The sequence below is a fragment of the Nocardioides sp. CPCC 205120 genome, assembly GCF_048654585.1.
Taxonomy (GTDB): Bacteria; Actinomycetota; Actinomycetes; order Propionibacteriales; family Nocardioidaceae; genus Nocardioides.
Genome location: NZ_JBMCYY010000003.1, coordinates 366880 through 390217 on the forward strand (window position 1 = coordinate 366880; position 23338 = coordinate 390217).

17 protein-coding genes and 2 tRNA genes are annotated in these 23338 nt (G+C 74.8%); 12 read left to right on the forward strand and 7 right to left on the reverse strand.

The features are described from left to right. Positions 1 to 38 precede the first annotated feature (38 nt). Entirely contained in the window at positions 39 to 2633 is a 2595-nt protein-coding gene (gene pepN / locus ACOACO_RS17775) for an aminopeptidase N (protein ID WP_420297623.1), read from the reverse strand. Positions 2634 to 2745: 112 nt separating this feature from the next. Between pepN and ACOACO_RS17780 the strand changes: the two genes are divergently transcribed. After that, positions 2746 to 3384 carry a disulfide bond formation protein DsbA gene (locus tag ACOACO_RS17780; RefSeq protein ID WP_420297624.1) on the forward strand — a complete coding sequence of 213 codons (639 nt, stop codon included), beginning with the start codon at positions 2746 to 2748 and terminating at the stop codon, positions 3382 to 3384. Positions 3385 to 3489: 105 nt separating this feature from the next. Here the strand turns inward: ACOACO_RS17780 and ACOACO_RS17785 are convergent, their stop codons facing one another. Then, the gene (locus ACOACO_RS17785; RefSeq protein WP_420297625.1) at positions 3490 to 4164 is read right to left on the reverse strand and encodes a GOLPH3/VPS74 family protein; all 675 of its coding nucleotides are present in this window, start codon (positions 4162 to 4164) and stop codon (positions 3490 to 3492) included. Between ACOACO_RS17785 and ACOACO_RS17790 the strand changes: the two genes are divergently transcribed. Beyond that, positions 4163 to 5722: an N-acetylmuramoyl-L-alanine amidase gene (locus ACOACO_RS17790; RefSeq protein ID WP_420297626.1), complete on the forward strand. Its 1560-nt coding sequence runs from the start codon at positions 4163 to 4165 to the stop codon at positions 5720 to 5722. The genes ACOACO_RS17785 and ACOACO_RS17790 overlap by 2 nt on opposite strands. An 82-nt stretch (positions 5723 to 5804) precedes the next feature. Here the strand turns inward: ACOACO_RS17790 and ACOACO_RS17795 are convergent, their stop codons facing one another. Further along, complete coding sequence (locus ACOACO_RS17795; RefSeq protein WP_420297627.1) at positions 5805 to 7301, reverse strand: GntP family permease; 1497 nt, start codon at positions 7299 to 7301, stop codon at positions 5805 to 5807. A 36-nt stretch (positions 7302 to 7337) separates the two neighbouring features. Next, a complete protein-coding gene (locus tag ACOACO_RS17800) occupies positions 7338 to 9083 on the reverse strand; it encodes an IlvD/Edd family dehydratase (protein ID WP_420297628.1) in 1746 nt (581 codons plus the stop codon). Between the two features lie 132 nt (positions 9084 to 9215). On the opposite strand from ACOACO_RS17800, the gene ACOACO_RS17805 reads away from it, so the two are divergent. From ACOACO_RS17805 to ACOACO_RS17850, 10 genes are all read left to right on the forward strand, one after another. Next, entirely contained in the window at positions 9216 to 9929 is a 714-nt protein-coding gene (locus tag ACOACO_RS17805; protein WP_420297629.1) for a GntR family transcriptional regulator, read from the forward strand. 17 nt (positions 9930 to 9946) lie between these two features. Next, a complete protein-coding gene (gene metG, locus ACOACO_RS17810) occupies positions 9947 to 11758 on the forward strand; it encodes a methionine--tRNA ligase (protein ID WP_420297630.1) in 1812 nt (603 codons plus the stop codon). 19 nt (positions 11759 to 11777) lie between these two features. After that, positions 11778 to 12662, forward strand: coding sequence for an alpha/beta hydrolase (locus ACOACO_RS17815; protein ID WP_420297631.1), 885 nt, complete (start codon positions 11778 to 11780; stop codon positions 12660 to 12662). Between the two features lie 12 nt (positions 12663 to 12674). Beyond that, on the forward strand, positions 12675 to 13199 hold the full coding sequence (locus ACOACO_RS17820; RefSeq protein ID WP_420297632.1) for a ribose-5-phosphate isomerase: 525 nt from the start codon (positions 12675 to 12677) through the stop codon (positions 13197 to 13199). Between the two features lie 15 nt (positions 13200 to 13214). Then, positions 13215 to 14072: an Fpg/Nei family DNA glycosylase gene (locus ACOACO_RS17825; RefSeq protein WP_420297633.1), complete on the forward strand. Its 858-nt coding sequence runs from the start codon at positions 13215 to 13217 to the stop codon at positions 14070 to 14072. A gap of 93 nt (positions 14073 to 14165) precedes the next feature. Further along, the gene (locus ACOACO_RS17830; protein ID WP_420297634.1) at positions 14166 to 15206 is read left to right on the forward strand and encodes a PP2C family protein-serine/threonine phosphatase; all 1041 of its coding nucleotides are present in this window, start codon (positions 14166 to 14168) and stop codon (positions 15204 to 15206) included. A gap of 101 nt (positions 15207 to 15307) precedes the next feature. Continuing rightward, a tRNA-Gly gene (locus ACOACO_RS17835) sits at positions 15308 to 15381 on the forward strand. Positions 15382 to 15451: 70 nt separating this feature from the next. After that, positions 15452 to 15524 (forward strand) — tRNA-Pro (locus ACOACO_RS17840). 45 nt (positions 15525 to 15569) lie between these two features. Then, positions 15570 to 17045, forward strand: coding sequence for a trigger factor (tig, locus tag ACOACO_RS17845; RefSeq protein WP_420297635.1), 1476 nt, complete (start codon positions 15570 to 15572; stop codon positions 17043 to 17045). Positions 17046 to 17066: 21 nt separating this feature from the next. Beyond that, a complete protein-coding gene (locus tag ACOACO_RS17850) occupies positions 17067 to 18911 on the forward strand; it encodes a serine/threonine-protein kinase (protein WP_420297636.1) in 1845 nt (614 codons plus the stop codon). A 49-nt stretch (positions 18912 to 18960) separates the two neighbouring features. Here the strand turns inward: ACOACO_RS17850 and ACOACO_RS17855 are convergent, their stop codons facing one another. The 3 genes from ACOACO_RS17855 to ACOACO_RS17865 are packed head-to-tail and all read right to left on the reverse strand — an operon-like array spanning position 18961 to position 23287. After that, positions 18961 to 21093: a DUF3488 and transglutaminase-like domain-containing protein gene (locus ACOACO_RS17855; RefSeq protein ID WP_420297637.1), complete on the reverse strand. Its 2133-nt coding sequence runs from the start codon at positions 21091 to 21093 to the stop codon at positions 18961 to 18963. Continuing rightward, positions 21090 to 22277 (reverse strand): DUF58 domain-containing protein, encoded by a 1188-nt coding sequence (locus tag ACOACO_RS17860; RefSeq protein WP_420297638.1) that lies wholly within the window; start codon positions 22275 to 22277, stop codon positions 21090 to 21092. The genes ACOACO_RS17855 and ACOACO_RS17860 overlap by 4 nt, the downstream gene beginning before the upstream one ends. A gap of 2 nt (positions 22278 to 22279) precedes the next feature. Continuing rightward, positions 22280 to 23287, reverse strand: coding sequence for an AAA family ATPase (locus ACOACO_RS17865; protein ID WP_420297639.1), 1008 nt, complete (start codon positions 23285 to 23287; stop codon positions 22280 to 22282). Positions 23288 to 23338 lie beyond the last annotated feature (51 nt).

A 23338-nucleotide genomic window follows, 5' to 3' on the forward strand; every position in this document is an offset into this window, starting at 1 on the left:
GGCGCGTCGCGTTCCGGCGCCGTCCGGCGCCGCTCGGCTCAGCCGGCGCTGACCGCCTGGCCGTCCCGCGCCTGGCCGTCTCGCGCCTGGGCCTGCAGGGCCCGCGCCATGTCGGAGCGGCCCTCCGCGACGTACCGCTTCGCCGCGGGGTTCGCGCCCGAGGACGCCAGCCACTCGTCGACCCGCGCCAGCGTCTCCGGGGAGACGAGGGGGAGCGGGAACATGCCGATCAGCACGGTCGAGGCGCGCTGCACGCCCTTGGACTCCCAGATGTGCTCGGCGGTCTCGAGGTAGCGCTCGAGGTACGGCGCCAGCACGTCCGCCTGGTCGGAGCGGCAGAACGCGTAGGCCACCTGCCGCTGCGTCTCGTTCGCCACGTCGTCGCGCTCCACCGCGTCGCGCCACGCGGCGGCCTTGGCCTCCGCGGTCGGCCGGGCGGCGCGTGCGGCGGCCGCCCGCTCCTGGCCCGAGATGGTGGTGTCGCGCTCCAGCTCGGCCGCGATCTCGTCCTCATCGGCCCGGCCCGAGGCGGCCAGCGAGGTCAGCAGGGCCCACCGCAGGTCGGTGTCGACCACCAGGCCCTCGACCGTGGTGCTGCCGTCGAGCAGCGCCGCGACGAGGTCGAGCGCGGCGTCGGAGTGCGCCGCGCCCGCGAAGGCCCGGGCGAAGGCCAGCTGGCGGTCCGAGCCGGGCTCGGCCGACTCCAGCAGCCCGCGCAGGCCCTCCTCCCAGCGCGTCTTCACGGCCGCGCGGTGCGCCGGGTCCGTGTAGTAGGCGACGGTGGTGCCGGCGTACGTCGGGAGCCGGCCGACCGCGGTCATGTCGGTCTCCGTCGCCAGGCCGCGCAGGACGAGCTCGACGAAGTCGCTGCCCGCCATCTCGGCGTCGCGCGTCATGTCCCAGGTCGCGCCCCACAGCAGCGCGCGCACCAGGGTGTCGTCGATCGTGTCGACGTGGGCCACCGTGGTCGCCAGCGACACCTCGTCGAGGCGGATCTTGGCGTAGGTCAGGTCGCCGTCGTTGAGCAGCAGCAGGTCGGGACGCCGCACGCCGACGAGCTCGGCGACCTCGGTCTCCTCCCCGCGGACGTCGATCTCGACGTACCCCCCGACACCGTCGTCCGCCGCGCGGCGCACGAGCCGGCCGTCGACGAGGTCGTAGAGGCCGATGCCGAGGCGGTGGCGGCGCAGCGTCGGGTACTCCTCCGCCGCGCTCTGGCGCACCGAGAACGCCGTGATGGTGCCGTCCTCGCCGGAGGTCACGACCGGCGTCAGGGTGTTGACGCCCGAGGTCTGCAGCCACTCCTGCGCCCAGCTGCCGAGCTCGCGGCCCGACTCGCGCTCGAGCGCGGCGAGCAGGTCGGCGAAGGTGGAGTTCCCGAACGCGTGGGCCTTGAAGTAGGCGCGCAGGCCGGCCAGGAACCCGTCGATGCCCACCCACGCGACGAGCTGCTTCAGGGTCGAGGCGCCCTTGGCGTAGGTGATGCCGTCGAAGTTGACCTCGACGGCCTCGAGGTCGTGGTTGTCGGCCGCGATGGGGTGGGTGGAGGGCAGCTGGTCCTGGCGGTAGGCCCAGTTCTTGCGGGCGTTCGTGAAGCCCGTCCACGCCTCGGTGTAGCGGGTGGCCTCGACGAGCGCCCAGTGGCTGGCCCACTCCGCGAACGACTCGTTCAGCCAGAGGTCGTCCCACCACTTCATCGTCACGAGGTCGCCGAACCACATGTGCGCCATCTCGTGCAGCACCGTGTTGGCGCGCTGCTCGTAGAACGCGTGGGTCTGACGCGAGCGCGGCAGGTACTCGTCGCGGAAGGTCACGCAGCCCGCGTTCTCCATCGCGCCCATGTTGTACTCCGGCACGAACAGCTGGTCGTACTTCCCGAACGGGTAGGGGAAGTCGAACTTCTCCTCGAAGAACGCGAAGCCCTGCTTCGTCAGCTCGAAGAGCTCGTCCGCGTCGAGGTAGGGCTGCACCGAGGCGCGGCAGAACAGACCGAGGTCGATCTCGCCGTGGCTGCCGGCGTACGTGTCGCGCACCTCGACGTACTCGCCCGCGACGAGCGCGGTGATGTACGTCGACATCCGCTCGGTGGGCGGGAAGGCCCACGTGGCGGCACCGTCGCCGGCCGGCTCGGGGGCGGGCGTCACGGCGTTCGAGACGACCTTCCACGCCTCGGGCGCCCGCACCGTGAACGTGAAGACGGTCTTGAGGTCGGGCTGCTCGAAGGTCGTGTAGACGCGGCGGGCGTCCGGCACCTCGAACTGGCTGTAGAGGTAGACGCGCCCGTCGGCCGGGTCGACGAAGCGGTGCAGACCCTCGCCGGTGCGGCTGTAGGGCAGGCGCGCGGTGACCCGCAGCTCGTTCGTCTCCTGCAGCCCGACCAGCTCGATGCGGCTGTCGCGGTAGACCTCCGCCGGGTCCAGCTCGCCCCCGTTCAGCGTGATGGAGAGCTCGGTCGCGCCGACCAGGTCGGCGAACGTCGTCACCCCGGGGGTGGTGCTCGAGAAGCGGAGCACGGTGGTGCTCGCGAACGTCTCGTCACCGACGGTCAGGTCGAGCTCGACGCTCGCGGACTCCACGGACAGCAGCGCCGCGCGGGTGGCGGCCTCGTCACGGGTCAGGTTGGTTCCAGGCATGGACCGATCCTTCCACCGACCCGGGTACGGCGGGGGCCGGGACGCGCGGGCGGCGGCCGGTCCGTGGCCGGCGCGGGGGAATGGAGCGAGCCCCGCGGAGGTTGCCGCAGGCATGACGACCGACGCAGCCGCAGCCGTGCCCACCGCCGACAGGTCCCGCGCGGACTTCTGGTTCGACCCGCTCTGCCCGTTCGCCTGGATCACCTCGCGGTGGATCCTCGAGGTGGAGAAGGTGCGCGACATCGAGGTGTCGTGGAACGTGATGAGCCTGTCCTACCTCAACCAGGACAAGGACATCCCGGACGACTACCGCGAGATGCTCTCGACCGGCTGGGGCCCGGTGCGCGTCTGCATCGCCGCCGAGCAGGCCCATGGCAAGGACGCGCTCCTGCCGCTCTACACCGCGCTGGGCAACCGCCGGCACCTCAACCAGCGCGACTTCACGCGCGAGGTCATCGAGGAGGCGCTCGAGGAGGCCGGCCTGCCGCTCGAGCTCGCCGACGCCGCCGACTCCACCGAGTACGACGAGGCCCTCAAGGCCTCCCACCACGCCGGGATGGACCAGGTCGGCATGGAGGTCGGCACGCCGGTCATCTCCATCGACGGCACCGCGTTCTTCGGCCCCGTGCTGACCAAGATCCCGCGCGGCGAGGACGCCGGGAAGCTGTGGGACGCCTCGGTGACCGTCGCGTCGTTCCCCTACTTCTTCGAGCTCAAGCGCACCCGCACCGGGGACCTCGACTTCAGCTGAGCCGGGGTGGCGGTTTCCCCGGTGCACCGGGGAACCCACCACTTCCGGTGGGAAGTTTCGCGCTGTAAGTGGCGGGTTCCCCGGTGCACCGGGGGAACCCGCCACTCAGCTCGACGTCGTCGTGATGACGGGCACGAGCGTCGCGGTCCAGATCGCGACGTACATCGCCTGCACGGCGGAGCCGACGGCCTCCGAGGCGAGCTCGCCCTCGGCGACGGCCTTCGCGCGGCGCTTCACCTCGGACGCCGACACGCCCTCGCGGTCGACGACGCGGTGCACCACCCCGATGGCGTGGAGCAGGCCGATGAGCGCCGCGGCGCGGGGCGCGGCCGGGCGCCCGTGGACCAGCGTCGCCTCCAGCTCGTCGCGCACCTGCTCCTCGTGCGCCGAGTCCACCGCGGGCCACGTGGTGCGGCGGAACAGCCCCAGCACCCGGCCCTCCTCACGGCGCAGCAGCCCGCGCTCCGCGAGCCGCTCGAGCAGCGTGTCCCGCAGGCCCTTGCCGAGCGGGTGGAGCAGCCCCTGGGCGTCGCGCGGCTTCTCCGCGACCCGCTCCAGCGCCGTGGCGAGCACCAGGTCGTCGGTGCGCGCGCCCCGCACGGGCAGCACGTGCGGCTTCGCGCCCCAGCGCCGCTCCTCGCCGAGCTCGACGAGCCGCTCGGCGGCGAGCTCGGCCAGGACCGCTCCGGCGAGGGCCTGGTCGAGGAACGACTGCTGCAGCAGGGTGCCGTCCTCGTCGTCGAGCAGGAGCAGGAGGAGGTCCTCCGCGATCAGCGTCATGCGCCCCATCGAAGCGCGCCCGTCGGGCCGGTTCAACGACGACCTCGCGGAAACCTCCGCGGTCGTCGGCGGGGTGGTCCACGATGGTGCGATGGTCTCGGACATCGACGCCGGCCGCGTGCGGCCCGTCCCCTCCCGGCGCTCCCTCCTGCTGGGCGCCGGCCTCGCTGCGGGTGCTGCCACCGCGCTCACGGCCGGTCCCGCCGTCGCTTCCGGCGCGGCTCCCCAGGGCCCGGCCCCCGGCGTACCGGCAGGCCCACCGCCGGCCCGCCTGCAGCGGCTCGGCGCGGGCGGGGTGCGCCGCGCGCGGGTGCCGCTCGCGCTCGCAGGGCGGGGTGCACCCCGGTCCACGACGGTGACGGGGGACCGCTTCGCCCTCGTCGCGCTGACGTGGGCGACCGGCTCGCCCGCCCTCTCGGTGCGGGTGCGCGGCCTCGACGGCGCCTGGGGCAGCTGGCAGGCGGTCGGCCACCTCCATGACGGCCCGAGCCCCGACAGCGAGGAGGGCCGCGCCGCCCGGCGCACCTGGGCGAGCGACCTGCTGTGGGTCGGCGACGCGGACGCGGTCGAGGTGGCCGCCGACGGCCCGGTCACGGGTCTGGCCCTCGAGCTGCTGGACGCCGACGCCCAGGCGGTGCCGGTGCGGCGCACAGACCGCACGGCCCCCATGTCCTTCGTCCACTCCCGCGCCGACTGGGGCGCGGACGAGTCCCTGCGCGACGGCTCGCTGCGCTACTGCGACCGGCTCGAGCAGGTGCACGTGCACCACACGGCCGGCGCGAACGGGTACGGCGCGGAGGACGTGCCGCGGATCATCCGGGCGATGTACGCGTACCACACCCAGACCCTCGGCTGGTCCGACATCGGTTACAACCTGCTCGTCGACAAGTTCGGGCGGGCCTTCGAGGGGCGGGCCGGCGGCGTGAAGCGCCTCGTGCGGGGCGCCCACACCCTGGGGTTCAACGCGACGTCCTGCGGCATCGCGCTCATCGGCAACCACGAGGGCGCGCGGCCGAGCGCGGCGGCGATCACGCAGCTGACCTCGCTCGCGGCGTACAAGCTGGACCAGGCGGGTCTCAGCCCCCTCGCGGAGGTGGAGGTGGTGTCGGAGGGCAGCGACAAGTTCCCGGCGGGCACCACGGTGCGCCTGCCCGCGATGGACGGGCACCGCGACACCAACGACACGGCCTGCCCGGGCCGGCACGTGTACGCGTCGATGGACGGCATCCGTCGCCAGACGCAGGACCGCATCGACGCCGCCCGCGTGCAGGACACCCGCACCTACGTGCGCCTCGACGCGCCGACGACGCTGCGCGGCGGCGTCAACCGGGTGCGGTTCGCGGTGGCGAACACGGACGGGACCTCGGCCGAGGGCCGCGTGCGGGTCGCGGTCGACGGGGTGCGGGTGCAGGACGCGACGCTGGTCGACGGCTACGGCACGCTCGGGCTGACGATGCGACCGGCGGTCGGCGTGCACACCGTGCAGGTGACCTACTTCGGCACCGCGACGAGCCGGCCCTCGACCGGTCGCGCGACCTGGACGGTGCAGCAGCGCTGACGTGGCACGGCCCCGTCGTACCGGTGGGGGGGTTCGGTACGACGGGGCCGTGGTCACGGGGCCGCGGGTGCGGCGGGGTGCCTCAGGGCACGAACGGGCTCAGCGCGAGCACCACGACGAAGCCGGTGAGGCCGACCAGCGACTTCATGACCGTCCACGACCGGAGGGTGTCGGCGACGCTCATCCCGAAGTAGCGGTTGGCCATCCAGAAGCCCGAGTCGTTGACGTGGGAGAAGCCGGCGCCGCCGCAGGCGATGGCGATGCACGTCAGGGCCACGGTGGCCGGGCTCGCGCCGAGCGACTCGGCCAGCGGGGCGCTGAACGTGGCGCCGGTGATCATCGCGACGAGGCCGGAGCCCTGCGAGATCCGCATCGTCGCGGAGACGACGAACCCGAAGACGACGAGCGGGATGCTGGCGTCCTCCATGGCCCCCGAGAGGGTGTCGCCCAGCCCGGAGGAGACCAGCACGCCGCCGAACACGCCGCCGGCGCCGGTCACGAGGATGATGTTGCCGGCCGGGCCCAGCGCGGTGCTGGCGAGCTGCTGGAGCTCGTCGCGGCCCACGCCGCGGCGCAGGCCGAAGGCCCACATGCTGTAGAGCACGGTGATGAGCAGCGCCATGACCGGGTGGCCGACGAAGGTCAGCAGCTCGACCGCCGCCGAGTCGCCGCCCAGCAGCCGGCCGGCGGTGCCGACCAGGATGAGCAGCAGCGGCATGAGCAGGGCGGCCACGACGGCGCCGAAGCTCGGCAGGTGCGAGGTGTCGACCCGCGTCTCGGTGTCGACGGCGCCCGGCACGGTGCTGTCGCCGGGCGACCCGGCGGGACCGGCCGACCCGGCGGGACCGGCCGAGCCGGCAGGACCGGCCGAGCCGGCGGGACCGCCCGCGGCGGGCGTGGCGGACGACCCGACGGCCGAGCCCGGCCCGGTGGGGACGGCGGGGGCGGGCGGCACGACGTGGATGCGCTTGGCGATCCAGCGCCCGAACAGGGGACCCGCGACGGCGACGGCCGGGATGCCGCAGACGACGCCGAAGAGGATGACGAGACCGATGTCGGCGCCCATGATCTCCGAGGCGGCGAGCGGCCCGGGGGCCGGCGGCATGAACGTGTACGCCGCGCTCAGGCCCGCGCACAGCGGCATGCCGTAGTGCAGCAGCGACTTCCCGGAGCGGTGCGCGACGCCGTACAGCATCGGCACGAGGATCACGATCGCGACGTCGATGTAGACCGAGGTGGCGACGAGGAACCCGGCGGCGCCGAGGCCCCAGGAGATGGTGCGGTCGGAGTACTTCTCGACCAGCGTCACGGCGATGCGCTCGGCGGCGCCGGCGCGCTGCAGGACCATGCCGAAGATCGCCCCGAGGGCGATGACGATGGCGAGCTGGCCCAGCGAGTCGCCCATCTCGGCGACGATCAGCTCCATCAGGTCCGGCGGGGTGTTCCCGACGGCGAGGCCGAAGGCGATCGTCGTCAGCAGCAGCGCGAGGAACTCCTGCACCTTCGCGACGATGATGAGGACGAGGAGCACGCCGACGGCGAGGACGGCCGCGAGGACGACCCAGGCTTCATGGCTCATGGTGGTGGCTTCCCTGGTGGGTGGACGGGGACGGTGTCAGCCGACGCTGGGTCGGTCGGGGCGGGTCGGCACGCTCTCCCGGGTCTCGACGGCCTGGAGGAAGCGGAAGTCGCAGCCCTCCTCCGCCTGCGTGACCTCGTCGACGTAGAGCTTCGCGTAGCCGCGGGCGGGGCGGGGACGCTCGGGGACGTCGGCGGCCCGGCGCGCGAGCTCCTCGTCGTCCACCTCGAGGTGCAGGGTGCGGGCGCTCGCCGAGAGGGCGATGACGTCACCGGTGCGCACGAGCGCGAGGGGCCCGCCGATCGCGGCCTCGGGGGAGGCGTGGAGCACGATCGTGCCGGCCGCGGTGCCGGACATGCGGCCGTCGGAGATGCGCACGATGTCCTTGACGCCGGCGCGGGCCAGCTTGCGGGGGATCGGGATGTAGCCGGCCTCCGGCATGCCCGGGAAGCCGACGGGCCCGATGTTGCGCAGGACCAGCACGTCGGAGGCGTCGACGTCGAGGTCGTCGCGGTCGATGCGCTCGGCCATGTCGGCGGCGTCCTCGAAGACGACCGCCCGTCCGCGGTGCTCGAGCAGGGCGGGGGTCGCCGCCGACTGCTTGACGATGGCGCCGGCCGGGGCGAGGTTGCCGCGCAGCACGGCGATGCTGCCGCCGCTGTGGATGGGGTCCTCGCGGGTGCGGATCACGTCCTGGGGGAAGGGCGCCGGCGCGTCCTCGAGCTCCTCGCCCAGCGTGCGGCCGGTGATGGTGAGGGCCGACAGCTCGAGCTGGTCGCGCAGCTCGAGCAGGAGGCGCTGCACGCCGCCGGCGCGGTGCAGGTCCTCCATGTAGTGGTCTCCGGACGGCTTGAGGTCGACGAGCACCGGGGTCTCGCGGCCCATCCGGTCGAAGGCCTCGAGGTCGAGGGGGTAGCCGCAGCGGCCGGCGACGGCCGCCAGGTGCACGAGCGCGTTGGTGGAGCCGCCCATCGCCAGGAGCACGCGGAAGGCGTTGTCGAAGGCGGCGGGGGTGAGCACCTGGTCGGGGGTGAGGCGCTCGGTGGCGATCCCGACGGCGCGGCGACCGGTGGCCTCGGCGACCCGCATGCGGTCGGCGGTCACGGCGGGCGGGGTGGCGCTGCCGGGCAGCGCGATGCCCATGGCCTCGCTGACGGCCGCCATGGTGCTGGCGGTGCCCGCCACGGAGCAGGTGCCGACGCTGCCGACGAGGCGGCCGTTGACCTCGGTGATCTCCTCGGTGTCGATCTCCTCGGCGCGGTAGCGGCCCCAGAAGGCGCGGCAGTCGGTGCAGGCGCCGACGGTCCGGCCGCGGTGGGAGCCGGTCAGCATGGAGCCGGTGACGAGCTGGATCGCGGGCTTGCCCGCCGACACCGCACCCATCAGCTGCGCCGGCACCGTCTTGTCGCAGCCGCCGATCAGGACGACCGCGTCGACGGGCAGGGCGCGCAGCATCTCCTCGGTGTCCATCGCCATCAGGTTGCGCAGGAACATGCTGGTGGGGTGGGCGAAGCTCTCGTGCACCGAGATGGTGGGGAAGGTCAGCGGCAGGCCGCCCGACAGCATCACGCCGCGCTCGATCGCGGTGATGAGCTGCGGCACGTTGCCGTGGCAGGGGTTGAAGCCGCTCTCGGTGTCGACGATGCCGATGACCGGGCGGTCCAGCGCGTCGTCGCTGAAGCCCGCGCCCTTGATGAAGGCCTTGCGCAGGAACAGGGCGAACTCGGGGTCGCCGTAGCTGGTCAGGTTCGACCGGAGGCCGGTCGGCGTCTCGTCGCTCACGTGTCATCATCCTTTTTATTGATAATCCGGGTGCGACCGGCATCACACCACACGGGTGAGACGCGCGCAACACCCACCGGGACCGTCGGGTCGGTGTGGCAGCATCCCGTCCGGCGGTGAGGGAGGGCGATCGTGGCGCAGGCGACCGGCAGCGGGGACACGCGGGAGGGCGGCCCGCGGGGCGGGGACGGCGTGCTGCGCCAGCGCTCCGCCGGGATGGTCGAGGACGTGGCCCGCGAGCTCGAGGAGGACATCGCCCTCGGGCGCCTCCACCCCCGCGAGCGCCTCGTCGAGGACACCCTCATCGAGCGCTTCGGCGCCAAGCGGCACGTGGTGCGCAGCGCCCTGGCGAGCCTGGAGGCCCGGGGCGCCGTCGAGCGCCGCGCCAACGTCGGCGCCTTCGTGCGCTCGTACTCGGCGAAGGAGGTCCGCGACCTGTACGACGTGCGCGAGCTGCTCGAGGTCAGCTGCGCCCGCGCCATCGAGGTCCCGCTCGCCGACGACGTGCTCGCCCCGCTGGAGGAGGTGCAGCGTGAGCACGACCGGGCCGTCGACGCGGGCGACCGGCGCGGCGCGCTGCGCGCCAACCTCGCGTTCCACGAGGTGCTGTTCGGGCTGGCCGGCAACCAGGTGCTCGTCGACGCCGTCCGCCGCCACGCCCGCATGGCCTCGCCGATCCGCTCCATCACCGTCACCGACGACGCCCACCTGCGCCGGGCGCGCGACGAGCACCGCGGGATGATCCGCGCGCTGCGCGACGGCGACACGCCCCGGCTCGTCGAGCTGTGCACCGTGCACCTGCAGCCGTCGCGCGACGCCTACCTCCGCCGGATCGGCGACGGGTGACGCCTAGGATCGCCCCCATGACTCATGTGCTGTCCGCCGTCGCCTGGCCGTACGCCAACGGCCCGCGCCACATCGGCCACGTGGCCGGTTTCGGCGTGCCCTCCGACGTGTTCAGCCGGTACATGCGCATGGCGGGCCACGACGTCCTCATGGTCTCGGGCTCCGACGAGCACGGCACCCCGATCCTCATCGCCGCGGACGAGGCGGGCGTCAGCGCCCAGGAGCTCGCCGACCGCAACCACCGCCTCATCGTGGAGGACCTGGCCGCGCTCGGCATCTCCTACGACCTCTACACCCGCACGACGACGCGCAACCACCACGCGGTGGTCCAGGAGCTCTTCCGCGGGGTGCACGAGAACGGCTACTTCGTCGAGCAGACGACGTACGGCGCGATCTCGCCGTCGACGGGCCGCACGCTGCCCGACCGCTACATCGAGGGCACCTGCCCGATCTGCGGCACGCCGGGCGCGCGCGGCGACCAGTGCGACGCCTGCGGCAACCAGCTCGACCCCGCGGACCTGCTCGAGCCCCGCTCGCGCATCAACGGCGAGGTGCCCGAGTTCGTCGAGACGCAGCACTTCTTCCTCGACCTGCCCGCGCTGGCCGAGGCGCTGGGGGAGTGGCTCGACGAGCGGGAGGCCTCGGGCACGTGGCGCCCTAACGTCATCCGCTTCTCCAAGAACATCCTGGGCGAGATCCGGCCGCGGGCGATGACGCGCGACATCGACTGGGGCATCCCCGTGCCGCTCGACGGCTGGCGCGACAACCCGACGAAGAAGCTCTACGTCTGGTTCGACGCCGTCATCGGCTACCTGTCCGCCTCCATCGAGTGGGCGCGCCGCACGGGCGACCCCGAGGCGTGGCGCGCGTGGTGGAACCCGGCGCCCGAGGGCGGCGATGACGCGCTCGCCTACTACTTCATGGGCAAGGACAACATCACGTTCCACAGCCAGATCTGGCCCGCCGAGCTCCTCGCCTACGCGGGGAGGGGCGACAAGGGCGGCAGCCCGGGGGAGTACGGCGAGCTGGCCCTGCCCACCGAGGTCGTCTCCAGCGAGTTCCTCACGATGGAGGGCCGCAAGTTCTCCTCGTCGAAGAAGGTCGTCATCTACGTGCGCGACCTGCTCGAGCGCTACCAGCCCGACGCGTTCCGCTACTTCGTCGCCTCCGCCGGGCCGGAGAACCAGGACAGCGACTTCACCTGGGCGGAGTTCGTGCGCCGCACCAATGACGAGCTCGTCGCCGGCTGGGGCAACCTGGTCAACCGCACCGCGACGCTCGTGGCCAAGAACTTCGGCGCGATCCCGCCCGCGGGCCCGCTGGAGGAGGGCGACGCCGCGCTCCTCGACCTCGTCGAGCAGACCTTCACCACGGTCGGCGACCTGCTGGGCCGCCACCGCCAGAAGGCAGCGATCGGCGAGGCCATGCGCACGGTCGGCGAGGTGAACAAGTACGTCACCGACACCGCCCCGTGGACCCTCAAGGGCGACGACCAGCGCGAGCGCCTCGGCACCGTGCTGCACGTGCTCACCCAGTGCGTGGCCGACCTCAACACGGTGCTGTCCCCGTTCCTGCCGTTCTCGGCGAACGAGGTCGACCGGGTGCTCGGCGGGGCGGGCGACGTCCAGCCCATGCCGCGCATCGAGGAGGTCGACGACCTCGACGACCCGTCGCGGTCCTACCCCACGATCACGGGCGAGTACGCCGCGGCACGGGCGTGGCGGCGTACCCCGGTCGAGGTGGGCACGCCGGTCGCCAAGCCGACGCCGGTCTTCACCAAGCTCGACCCGGCGATCGTCGACGAGGAGCTCGCCCGCCTCGGCGTCTGAGCGCCCGTAGGCTGGCGCCATGCTGTTCCCCCAGGCGCGGCGCGCCCTCGAGTCCTCGGCCGACGAGCAGTCGGTCATCGATCCCGGGTTCGACGTCGTGGCCGCCCGGGCCGCCGACCGCGAGGCCGCGCTCGCGCAGCCGCGCGAGGACGTCGCCGAGGTCCGCGACGTCGACGCGGACGGGGTGCCCTGCCGGCTCTACCGCCCGGCGGACGCGCGCCCGGGCGTCGTCGTCCACCTCCACGGGGGCGGCTTCGTGCTCAACGACGTCGACGTGCACGACGCCGCCGTGCGCATGTTCGCCAACCGCGCGGGCGTCGCGGTGCTGAGCGTCGACTTCCGGCGACCGCCCGAGGACCGGTTCCCGGCCGCGCCCGACGACGTCGACACGGTGCTCGCCTGGCTCGGGGCCCACGCGGAGGCCGAGGGCATCGCAGGACCCGTCTCGGTGCACGGCGACAGCGCCGGCGGCAACCTCGCCCTGGTGGCCGCGCTGCGCAACCCCGGTCGGCTCGCCGCGGTGGTGCTCATCTACCCCTTCCTCGACCCGCACGGCAGCTTCGGCTCGTTCGCCACCGAGACCCACGGCTTCGACCCGCGCGAGGCGGCCTGGTACTGGGAGCAGTACGCCGCCACCCCCGCCGACCTCGACCACCCCGACCTGGCGCCGCTGCGCTCCGACCGGCTCGGGACCCTCCCGCCGACGCTCGTCGTGACCGCCGAGCACGACCCGCTGCGCGACGAGGGCGAGCACCTCGCCGCCCGGCTCGCCGAGGAGGGCGTGCAGGTGGTCGGCACCCGCTACCTGGGCCAGCTGCACGGCTTCTGGCGCCACACCGCGACGTACGACGCCGCGGAGCCGCTCATGTGGCAGGTCGCGGGCTTCCTGCGCCAGCACGCCTGAGAGACTGCCGCCATGCGCGTTCACCTCGGCTCCGACCACGCCGGCCTCGAGCTCAAGGACCACCTGCTGAACTGGCTGGCCGACAACGGCTACGAGGCCGTCGACCACGGCCCCTTCGTCTTCGACGCCGTCGACGACTACCCCGTGTTCTGCCTGCGGGCCGCGGAGGGCGTCGCCGCCGACCAGGCCGAGGGCCTCGACAGCCTGGGCATCGTCATCGGCGGCTCCGGCAACGGCGAGCAGATGGCCGCCAACAAGGTGATCGGCGTGCGCGCCGCCCTCGTGTGGTCCGAGGCCACCGCGGTGCTGGCGCGCGAGCACAACGACGCCAACGTGATCTCCGTGGGCGGGCGCCAGCACACCCTCGAGGAGATGACCCGCTTCGTCGAGGTGTTCCTCACGACCCCGTTCAGCGACGAGGAGCGCCACGTGCGCCGCATCGCCCAGCTGGGCGACTACGAGGTCACCCGCGACCTCCCGCCGCTGCCGGCCTCGGCCCTCCCCGGGTACGACGCGGGCAGCGCCGGCGCCTCCTGACCGGACCGGGCGAGCATGCCCGAGGGCCACACCCTCCACCGGCTGGCCGGTGACCTCCGCGAGGCGTTCGCGGGCCGGGTCGTGCGGGTCAGCAGCCCCCAGGGGCGCTTCGCCACCGAGGCCGCCGGGCTCGACGGTGCCGTCCTGTGCGGCGCCGAGGCGTGGGGCAAGCACCTCTTCCTCGACCTCGGGGCCGACCGCTTCGTCCACGTCCACCTCGGCCTCTACGGCACCTTCGTGCTCGGCGCGGCCGCGGCCCCGGAGCAGGTGCCGGCCCCGGTGGGCCAGGTGCGCCTGCGCCTGGTCGCGGGCCGCGAGGACGGTGGCGCCACCTGGGCCGACCTCCGCGGGGCCACCGCCTGCGAGCTGGTGACCGGGCAGGGCGTGCGTGCCGTGGCGGACCGCCTCGGCCCCGACCCGCTGCGCGCCGACGCCGACCCCGACCGCGGCTGGGCGCGGATCGGGCGCAGCCGCGCCCCGCTGGCGGCCCTCCTGATGGACCAGAAGGTGCTCGCGGGGGTCGGCAACGTCTACCGCGCCGAGGTGCTGTTCCGGCACCGCCTCGACCCCTACCGCCCGGGGGAGAGCCTGCGGCGCCGCCGGTACGACGAGGTGTGGGCCGACCTCGTGGACCTCATGCGCGAGGGCGTCCGGACGGGCCGGATCGACACGGTGCGCCCCGAGCACACGCCGGAGGCGATGGGGCGCGCGCCGCGCGTCGACGACCACGGCGGCGAGGTCTACGTCTACCGGCGCCACGGCCGGCCGTGCCTGGTCTGCGGCGCTCCGGTGCGCCGGGCCGAGCTCGCCCAGCGCAACCTCTACTGGTGCGGTCGCTGCCAACGGCGCCACGTGCCGCGGGGCGTACAGTGACGGGAGAATCCGACGTGGAAGGGCACGATGACCGCTCTGCACGCGTCGTCTCGGACGGAAGGTAGGGGCCGCCCCCGGCGCCCCCGGAGCCTCGTGCTCCGTGACGCGCGCCGCTACCTCGTCGCACACCGGGCGCTCGTCGCGCTCGTGGTGTCGACGGTGGTGGTCGGCTGCCTGATCGCCCTCTGGCCGGACAACTTCCCCCTCAACATCCTGACCGTGCCGATGGTCGCCTCGACCCTCTTCCTGCGCCCGCGCCACCTCGCGGGCTACATCGTGTTCGCCATGGCCGTCATGGGCCTCGCGCTGACCCAGCAGTCGTCGTACACGCCGCGGCTGTGGGCGTCGGTGGCGGTCTACACGACCATCGGGCTGCTCGTGCTCGTCACGTCGCTGCGCCGGGTGCGGCTCGGCCTCGGCGGCGCCGAGGGCGAGGCAATGCTCCTCGACCTGCGCGACCGCATCCAGGCGCAGGGCCGCCTGCCGGAGCTGCCCGAGGGCTGGGCGGCCGACCGGATGGTGCGCACCGCCGACGGCACGGCCTTCAGTGGCGACTTCTTCTGCTTCTCCGCGACGGACGCGGGCGACCGGCTCGACGTCGTGCTCGTCGACGTCTCCGGCAAGGGCGTGAAGGCCGGCACCCGGGCGCTGCAGCTCTCCAGCGCGCTCAACGGCCTCGTCGCCGCGGTGCCGCCGGCCGAGCTGGTCCCGGCCGCGAACGAGTTCCTGCTGCGCCAGGGCTGGACGGAGGGGTTCGCGACCGCGGTCCACCTCTCGGTCGACCTGCGCACGGGCGACGTCGAGGTCTTCACCGCCGGCCACCCGCCGGCCCTGGTCATCCGTCGTTGCGGCGAGGTGCAGCGGGTCGACCTGTCGGGCCCGCTGCTCGGCGTCGTGCCGGGGGCCGACTACCCGCCGGCCCGGCTGCACCTGGACGTCGACGACGCGGTGGTGCTCTACACCGACGGGCTGGTCGAGGACGGCGGCACCGACATCGACGACGGGATCGCGCTGCTGAGCGAGCACCTGCTGCGCCACGCCCCCGCGGGCCTGGTGGGGCTGGGGGACCGGGTCGTGGCCGACCTGGGTCCCGGGGCCGACGACTGCGCCCTGCTCGTGCTCCGGCGCACCTGAGGCCGCGCGGCACCTGGGTTGGGGCGCCGTGGGCGGCGTGTGGCACCATGACGTCCGCGTGTCTGCGCCCGGGCGAGTGGTCCGGGCGCTGCGGCGCGCAGGCGGATGTAGCTCAATGGTAGAGCCCCAGTCTTCCAAACTGGCTACGCGGGTTCGATTCCCGTCATCCGCTCCAAGTGTGGTCGACGACAGCTCCGTCGCCGCAGGTCAGACGCCTGCGGCCGGGATGTCGGAGGCCCTCTTGGCGGGGCGTAGCGTAGTGGCTAGCGCGCCTGCTTTGGGAGCAGGAGATCGCAGGTTCGAGTCCTGTCGCCCCGACTGATCCGAACCCTGCAGCATGTCGACCGACGAGGAGAACCACCTGTGAAGAGCGCCGTCGAGTCCTTGAGCCCCACCCGGGCCAAGCTCACCGTCGAGGTGCCCTTCGATGAGCTCAAGCCGAGCCTCGACAAGGCCTACAAGACGATCGCCCAGCAGATCAACGTGCCCGGCTTCCGCCGCGGCAAGGTGCCGGCGGCGGTCATCGACCGCCAGGTCGGCCGCGGGGCGGTCCTCGACCAGGCCATCAACGAGGCCCTGCCGAAGGTGTACGTCGAGGCGCTGCGCGAGAACTCGCTGGAGCCCCTGGCCCAGCCCGACATCGAGGTCACCCGCCTGGAGGACCGTGAGCTCCTGGAGTTCACGGCCGAGGTGGACGTCAAGCCCGAGATCACCGTGCCCGAGTACGAGGGCATCGAGGCCTCCGTCGAGGACCTCGAGGTCACCGACGAGGACGTCGAGGAGCAGGTGCAGAACCTGCGCGAGCGCTTCGGCACCCTCATCGACGTCGAGCGCCCCGCCGCCGACGGCGACTTCGTGACCATCGACCTCGTGGCCACCAAGGACGGCGAGGTCGTCCCGGGTGCCGAGGTCGCCGGCATGTCCTACAAGGTCGGCCGCGGCGGCATGCTCGAGGGCCTCGACGAGGCCATCGAGGGCCTGTCCGCCGGCGACTCGAAGGACTTCACGTCCCAGCTCGTCGGGGGCGACCTCGTGGGCGAGGACGTCGAGGTCAAGGTCACCGTCACCGCCGTGCAGGAGCAGGAGCTGCCCGAGCTGGACGACGAGTTCGCCCAGATGGCCTCCGAGTTCGACACCGTCGACGAGCTCGTCGCCGACGTGCGCGAGCGCCTCACCCGGGGCAAGCGCCTCGAGCAGGCCGCGGCCGCTCGCGACGCCGTCCTCGAGGCCCTCCTCGACAAGGTGTCGATCCCGCTGCCCGAGACGCTGGTGGCCGACGAGCTCAACTCGCGTCGCGAGGGCGTCGAGCAGCAGCTCGCGATGGCCGGCATCACGATGGAGAAGTACCTCGAGGACGAGGGCCAGACCATCGAGGAGTTCGAGGCCGACCTCGAGCGCCGCGTGCGTGACGCCGTCGCCGCCCAGTTCCTCCTCGACGAGGTGGCCAAGGCGGAGGAGCTCGGCGTCGAGCAGCAGGACCTCAGCCAGCACATCGTGCGTCGCGCCCAGCAGTCCGGCCAGGACCCGCAGGAGTTCGCGAACCACATGTTCGAGCACAACCACATCCCCGAGCTCGTGCAGGAGATCCTGCGCGGCAAGGCGCTCGCGGCGATCGTGGAGTCGGCCGTCGTCACCGACGCGTCCGGCAACCCGGTCGAGCTGAAGAACCTGCTGCCCGACGGCACCATCGGCGAGCCGCAGCCCGAGGGCGACGACGCCGCCGAGGCCGACGCGGCCGCCGACGCCGACGAGACCGTCGACGCCGTCGAGGGTGACGACGCCGGGTCCGCCGACGACACGGCCGACGAGGCCGCCGAGGGCGACGCGGCGAAGAGCTGATGCCCCACCGGGTGTGACGCGATGACCGGGGAGGAGCGCACGGACGGCGCCTGGCGCCCTCCGGCCTCCCCGGCACGTCCACCCACGACGGAGCCCGAGGACGTCCCGGGCTACGTCGAGCTGACCGAGGTCGGCCGCGGTGGCGACTCCGTCGTCTACCGCGGCCGCCAGGTCTCGCCCCACCGGGTCGTCGCCATCAAGGTGCTCGGCACCGACGACCCCACCCGCGCCGCGCGCTTCCGCCGCGAGGTCGAGATCACCATCGAGCTCGGCCGGCAGCATCCCAACATCGTCAACCTCCTCGACGTGGGTACGACGGGAGCCGGCCGCCCTTACCTCGTCATGGACTTCGTCGAGGCGGGCACCGTCCACGACCGGCTCCGCGCGCACGGCCCGCTCCCGGTCCACGAGGTCGTCGAGCTCGGCTACGTGCTCGCCGACGCCCTCGCCTTCGCCCACGAGCGCGGCGTCCTGCACCGCGACGTCAAGCCGCAGAACGTCCTGGTGCTGCCGACCTCCTGGGTGCTCGCCGACTTCGGCATCGCCCGCATGGCGGGCTCGGAGCACACGTCCTCGGTGGAGACGTTCACCTACCGCCACGCGGCGCCGCAGGTGCTCGACGGCATGAAGCCGTCGCGCGCCGACGACCTGTGGTCGCTGGGCTCGACGCTCTTCACCCTCCTCGACGGGCGCCCGCCGTTCGCCAGCGACGACCCCGACGAGGACTCCGCGCTCGCCTACATCCGCCGCGCCCGCACCGAGCCCCACCGCACCCTCGACGTGCCCGGCGCCGAACGCCTCGCGGGGATCATCGACCGGTGCCTGGCCAAGCCCACCGAGGAGCGCTGGGCCACCGCGGGTGAGCTGCGCGACGCCCTCGGCGCCCTGCGCACGTCCGCCTGGCTGCCGTCGGTCGAGCCTGCCGGCCCGGCCCGCCCCGCCGGGCCCGCCGTGCCGATCGAGCCGATCGAGCCGGCCCCGGCGCCCACCGGACCGACGGACCCGACCCCGACCGCTCCTCGCCCGCACGGGGGCTCGGGACCGTCACCGGTCCCGGCCGCCCCCGCTGCGCCCCCCGCTGCGCCGGCCACCGTGCCCCCGGTCGTCGCCCCGGCCCCGGTCGAGCCCGGGTGGGCGCCCGGCGCGTCCGCCGATCCCGAGCCGCTGGCGCTCTCCGCGCTCGCCCACGCCCCCGTGGACACCACCCCCGACGCCGCCCCGACGAGCACGGGCGCCTCACCCGCCGCCGCGACCGGCCCGGCAGCCGCGGACGGCGAGCCCGGCCGCGGCGACGGTGGCGGGGGCCGGGGTGACCGCGGCGGGAGACGGGGACGCCGGGACCGCCGGGAACCGGCCGAGGACGGCCCCGTCGACCCGCACGAGCCCCGACGGCGCCGGTCCCTGGTCGTGCTCGCCGTCCTCGCCCTCGTGGCGGGGCTGGGCCTCGGCGTCGTCGGGTTCGGCCTGCGCGGCGGGGACGACGAGGCCGAGCGCCCGCAGCAGACCCCGACGGTCGGCGACGTGCCGACGGCCAGCACGCCCCCGGCGGCGGACCCGCCCCTCGACCCGCGGCCCGACCCCGAGCTCGCGGTCGTCTTCCAGACCCTCGACGCCTCCGGGCTGGACCTCGAGCTGGCGTGGACCGACCCGAGCGAGGGCACGGCCCGCTTCTTCGTCGCGCGCACGTCCGGCCCGCAGGGGTCGGTCGTCTCCTACGAGGCGGAGCTGGCGCCGGGCACCCGGGAGGTCGTGCTGCCCGGGGCGCTCGCCGCGGGGGGACGGCAGTGCTACGCCATCCTCCTCGTCATGCCGACCGGGCCGGTCGGCCTCTCCGAGGTCCGCTGCATCACCGCCCCCACGCCCTGAGGCCGCCGCCCACGACGAGCGGGTCAGCGGCGGCGGGTCAACGGGTGGGTCAGCGGCGGCGGAGCACCCGCGGGTCGAGGTACCACCACGCGCGACGCCACCACGGCACGCTGCGGCGGACCGCGCGGCGTACCTCGCGCACCGCCCGCCGGGCGTCGGACCCCTCGTCAGCCCCGCGCTCCCCAGCTCCCCGGGCCCCGCCACCCGGCTCCGGCGCGAACGCCGCCCGGTCGGCCGCGCGGGCGAGGCGCGTGGCGGCGGGCGCGCCGTACCGCATCGCGACGCCGTCGGCGACCACCGGCGCCGGGGTGCTGCGCGGCGCGGGGCGGCCGGCGAGCACCAGCGCGTCGAGCACCTCGGCCCAGGCGCCGCGCGCCCCGCGACGCCGGTGGCCCCACGAGCGCAGGGCCCGTGCGAGCAGCAGCGCGAGGGGTACGGCGAGGAGCAGCGCCGCGGCGGCGTACCACCCGGCGCGGGGCGGCAGCGCGAACCCGCCGGCGTCGTCCCCGGCGTGGCCGTCGACCTGCTCGGGAGCCGGGTCGGCGGTGGGCGTGGGGACCGGCGGGGGCGCGGTCGGCGGGTCCAGCGGCGCCTCGGGGCGCTCACCGCCGAGGTCGGCGTCGGGCGTGGGGGAGAACGCCACCCAGCCCAGCCGGTCGAAGTACACCTCGGGCCAGGCCAGCGCGTGCTCGCCGCGCACGACCCGGGTGCCGTCCGGCTGCTCGTCGCCGGGCTCGAAGCCGACGACGATGCGGGTGGGAAGGCCGGCGTACCGCGCGACGAGGGCGAACGCGGTGGCGAACTGCTCCGAGGTGCCCTCCTGCGCGCCCGCGGTGCCGACCTCGCCGAGCAGGAAGTCCTCGACGCGCCACAGGGCCGAGCCCGAGATGGCGCGCTCGGCGACCCGGCGCTGGCCCCGCACGGCCTCCTCGACGGCCACGGCCCGCTGGTACGGCGTGGTCGCGCCGGCGGTGACCTGGCCGGCGTACACCCACAGGTCGGTCGGTACGTCGGGCAGCTCGAGGTAGCGCTCCAGCGGCAGGTCGGCGGACGGGTCGGGCAGCGTGGCCTCGGGCAGGCGGGCCGGGTCGGGGTCGTCGACCTCGGCGGTCACCTCGTAGTCGGCGTCGGCCGCGCCAGCGGGCTCGAGCAGGGTGCCGGTGCGCGGGTCGACGAGGGCGTCGGTCCCGGCGATGCCCGTGGGGGTGCCCGGGGCGGGCAGCCAGCTGCCGCCGAGCTCGGCGACCCGCACGGCCATGGTGGAGCGGCGGCGCTCGTCGCCGGCGGGCAGGACGTCGTCCGCGGTGGCGCCGAAGGGGCCGTAGCGGGTGGCGGCGCGCCACTGCGTGCCGTCGTACTCGTCGAGGACCACCAGGCGCGTGGGGCCCGTGTCGCCGGCGGTGGTGAACAGCTCGACGTCCGGGTTCGCCGCCCACGCGGCGAGCTGCGGCAGCGGGCTCGACACGTCGGTGCGCACGACGGGCGGCTCGACGACCGTCCGCGGGTCGAACGCCCCGCTGACGGGCACGAGGGCGCTCGAGGCGACGACGCCGACCGCGACGACGAGCACGGGCCCGGCGAGCACGAGGCGGCGGCGGCGCGGCTCGCCGATCTCGTCGAGCAGGCACCAGCCCAGCACGGCCAGCACGAGGAGCAGTGCCGCCACGATGCCGCCGCGGTCCCCGCGGCCGCCGGTGAGCAGGGCGCCCGCGGCGTAGAGCACGAGGCCGCCCACCAGCGGCGCGAGCCGGGTCGGGCGCACCGAGCGCAGCCCGACGGCGAGGCCCACGAGCCCGCAGGCGAGCACGGGCGCGACGAGCAGGTCCGCACGCAGGGCGAGCGGCTGCGGCTCCGTGAGGAGCAGGGGCACGGCGTCGCCCACCGTGCCCACGAGCGTGGTGCCCGCTCCCGCGCCCAGCACGTAGGCGACGAGCACGAGGAGGGCCGTCAGGGTCGCGGTGGCCGCCCAGCGGCCGACCCCGAGCCGCACCACCGTGACCAGCAGGGCGAACGGCACGACGACCGCGGCCACGACGATCAGCGGCATGCGCCACCCGCCCCACGCCGTCGCCACCGACAGCGCGCCGGCGGCCGGCAGGCTCGCGCTCCACACGAGCGCCGCGGCGCTGGGCAGGCCCGCGCGGTCCCGGGGTGCGGGCGCCGCCGGGCGCGGGCCGCTCACGCGCCCACCGCCACGTCCCACTGCTCGGCCAGGCCGAGGGCCCCACCGCCGCGCAGCACGAGCACGTCGCCCACCTGGCCCGACGACACCAGCGGCCGGGGGTCGAGGGAGAGCACGACCCGGCGGGCTCCGTCGCCCAGGAGCAGGGCCAGCTCGCGGTCGTCGGCCCGGGCGCCCGAGACGGCGACGGCGACGTCGGCGTCGCGCACGCCGCGCACGTCCACGGGGGCCGTGTCCGGTCCGACCGCGCCGATCTCCGCCAGCAGCAGCTCGATCTCGTCGCCCTCGGGGCGCGGCAGCCCGGCGGGGGACGCCGGCACGTCGACGGCGTACCGCCCGCTGACGACCCGGAAGCGCAGCGGCTGGCCCGCCGCGACGGTGACGCGGCACAACGCCGAGGCGAGCTCGACGGCGTCCTCGAACAGGTCGTCGCGCTCCTCGGAGGGGTAGCTGACCGAGCGGTCGTCGAGCAGCACGCACACGTGCGGCTCGGCCGGCTCGGCGTCCTCGCGCACCATCAGCGTCCCCGAGCGGGCGCTCGTCGCCCAGTGCAGGCGGCGCAGGTCGTCGCCGGCCGTGTACTCGTGGAGCCCGACGAGGTCGGTGCCCCCGACGTCGACGGCCTCGGTCGCGCCGACGACGGCGCGCCGGGTGCCGGGCGCGGTGCGGCTCAGCGGCACCCGCCGGGGCAGCACCCGCACGCTCGTCACCTCGCCGTGCTCGGTGCCGTGGGAGGCCAGGCCCAGGAGCCCGTGGTGGCGCAGCAGCAGCGGGCCGACCGGCACGACGCCGCGGCGCCGGGTCGGCACGGGGTACGCGACGCGCACCTCCTCCGCCCGGTCGGTGTCGGGGATGCGGACGGGGTGGAGGACGCCGTCGACGGTGTCGACCGCCTCGGTGCGCACCAGGCCGCGGCGTCGTCGCCCGGCCACCCGCAGGGTGCCGTGGCAGGGCTCGTGCCGCACGACGACGGCCGGCTCGACGGTACGGCGCAGCGCGAGCGCGTGGCGGCGCAGCACGGCGAGGAGCTCGACGACCACGAGCGCGAGCAGGCAGGCGCCGAGGCCGGCGAGGACCGGGTAGCGGGCCACGACACCGACGACCAGCACGGCGACGGCGAGCAGGGCGGTGCCCCGACCACGGGGCGTGAGCGCCCGCCAGGCGGCGGGGGCGGGCCGGGCCACGCTCAGCCCTGGTCGGGCTGCGGCGGCAGGACGCCGTCGAGCACCTCGTGCACCACGTCGACCGGCCGGTGGCCCGCGAGCAGCGCGTCGCGGGTCAGGACCGTGCGGTGGGCGAGCACGGGCTCGGCGAGGCGCTGCACGTCGTGCGGCACCACGTAGTGCCGGCCCTGCGAGGCGGCGTACACCTGCAGGCAGCGCACCAGCGCGCGCAGCCCGCGGGTGGAGGCGCCGAGGCGCACCCGGGGGTCCGTGCGGATGGCGACGCCGATCTCCCGCACGTAACGCAGCAGCGGGTCGGCGACGTGCAGGTACGCCAGCTGGCGACCGGCTGCGGCGACCTCGCCGGGGGAGGCCACGACCGGTACGTCGCCCACCCGCCCGGCGGTGCTGCCGGGGCGGAGCACGTCGATCTCGTGCTCGGCGTCCGGGTAGCCCAGCGAGGTGCGCAGCAGGAAGCGGTCGAGCTGCGCCTCGGGGAGGCGGTAGGTGCCGTCGAGGTCGATCGGGTTCTGCGTCGCGATGACGAGGAACGGGTCGGGCACGGCGCGCGTGGAGCCGTCGACGGTGACCGTGTGCTCCTCCATCACCTCGAGCAGCGCGGACTGGGTCTTCGCGGCCGCGCGGTTGATCTCGTCGGCCAGCACCACGTGGGAGAACACCGGGCCGGGGCGGAACCGCACCTGCCCGGACGCCGGGTCGAAGACCGTCGTGCCCGTGACGTCGCTCGGCAGCAGGTCGGGCGTGAACTGCACGCGCCGCATCTCCCCGCCCAGCGCGCGGGCGACCGCCCGGGCCAGGGTGGTCTTGCCGGTGCCCGGCACGTCCTCGAGGAGCACGTGCCCGCCCGCCACGGCGGCGACGAGCACGAGGTCGACCACCGCGCGCTTGCCGTGGACGGCGCTCTCGACCGCGTCCCCGAGACGCTGGTGGAGGCGGCGGAACTCGGCGACGTCGGCCTCGGAGACGGATGTCGGGGACGGGTGGGCCCGGCCCTCGGCGGTGGCGGTCACGGGTGGATCCTCTCGGGGCTGGGGATCGGGGCGGAGCGGTGCGGGGTCACG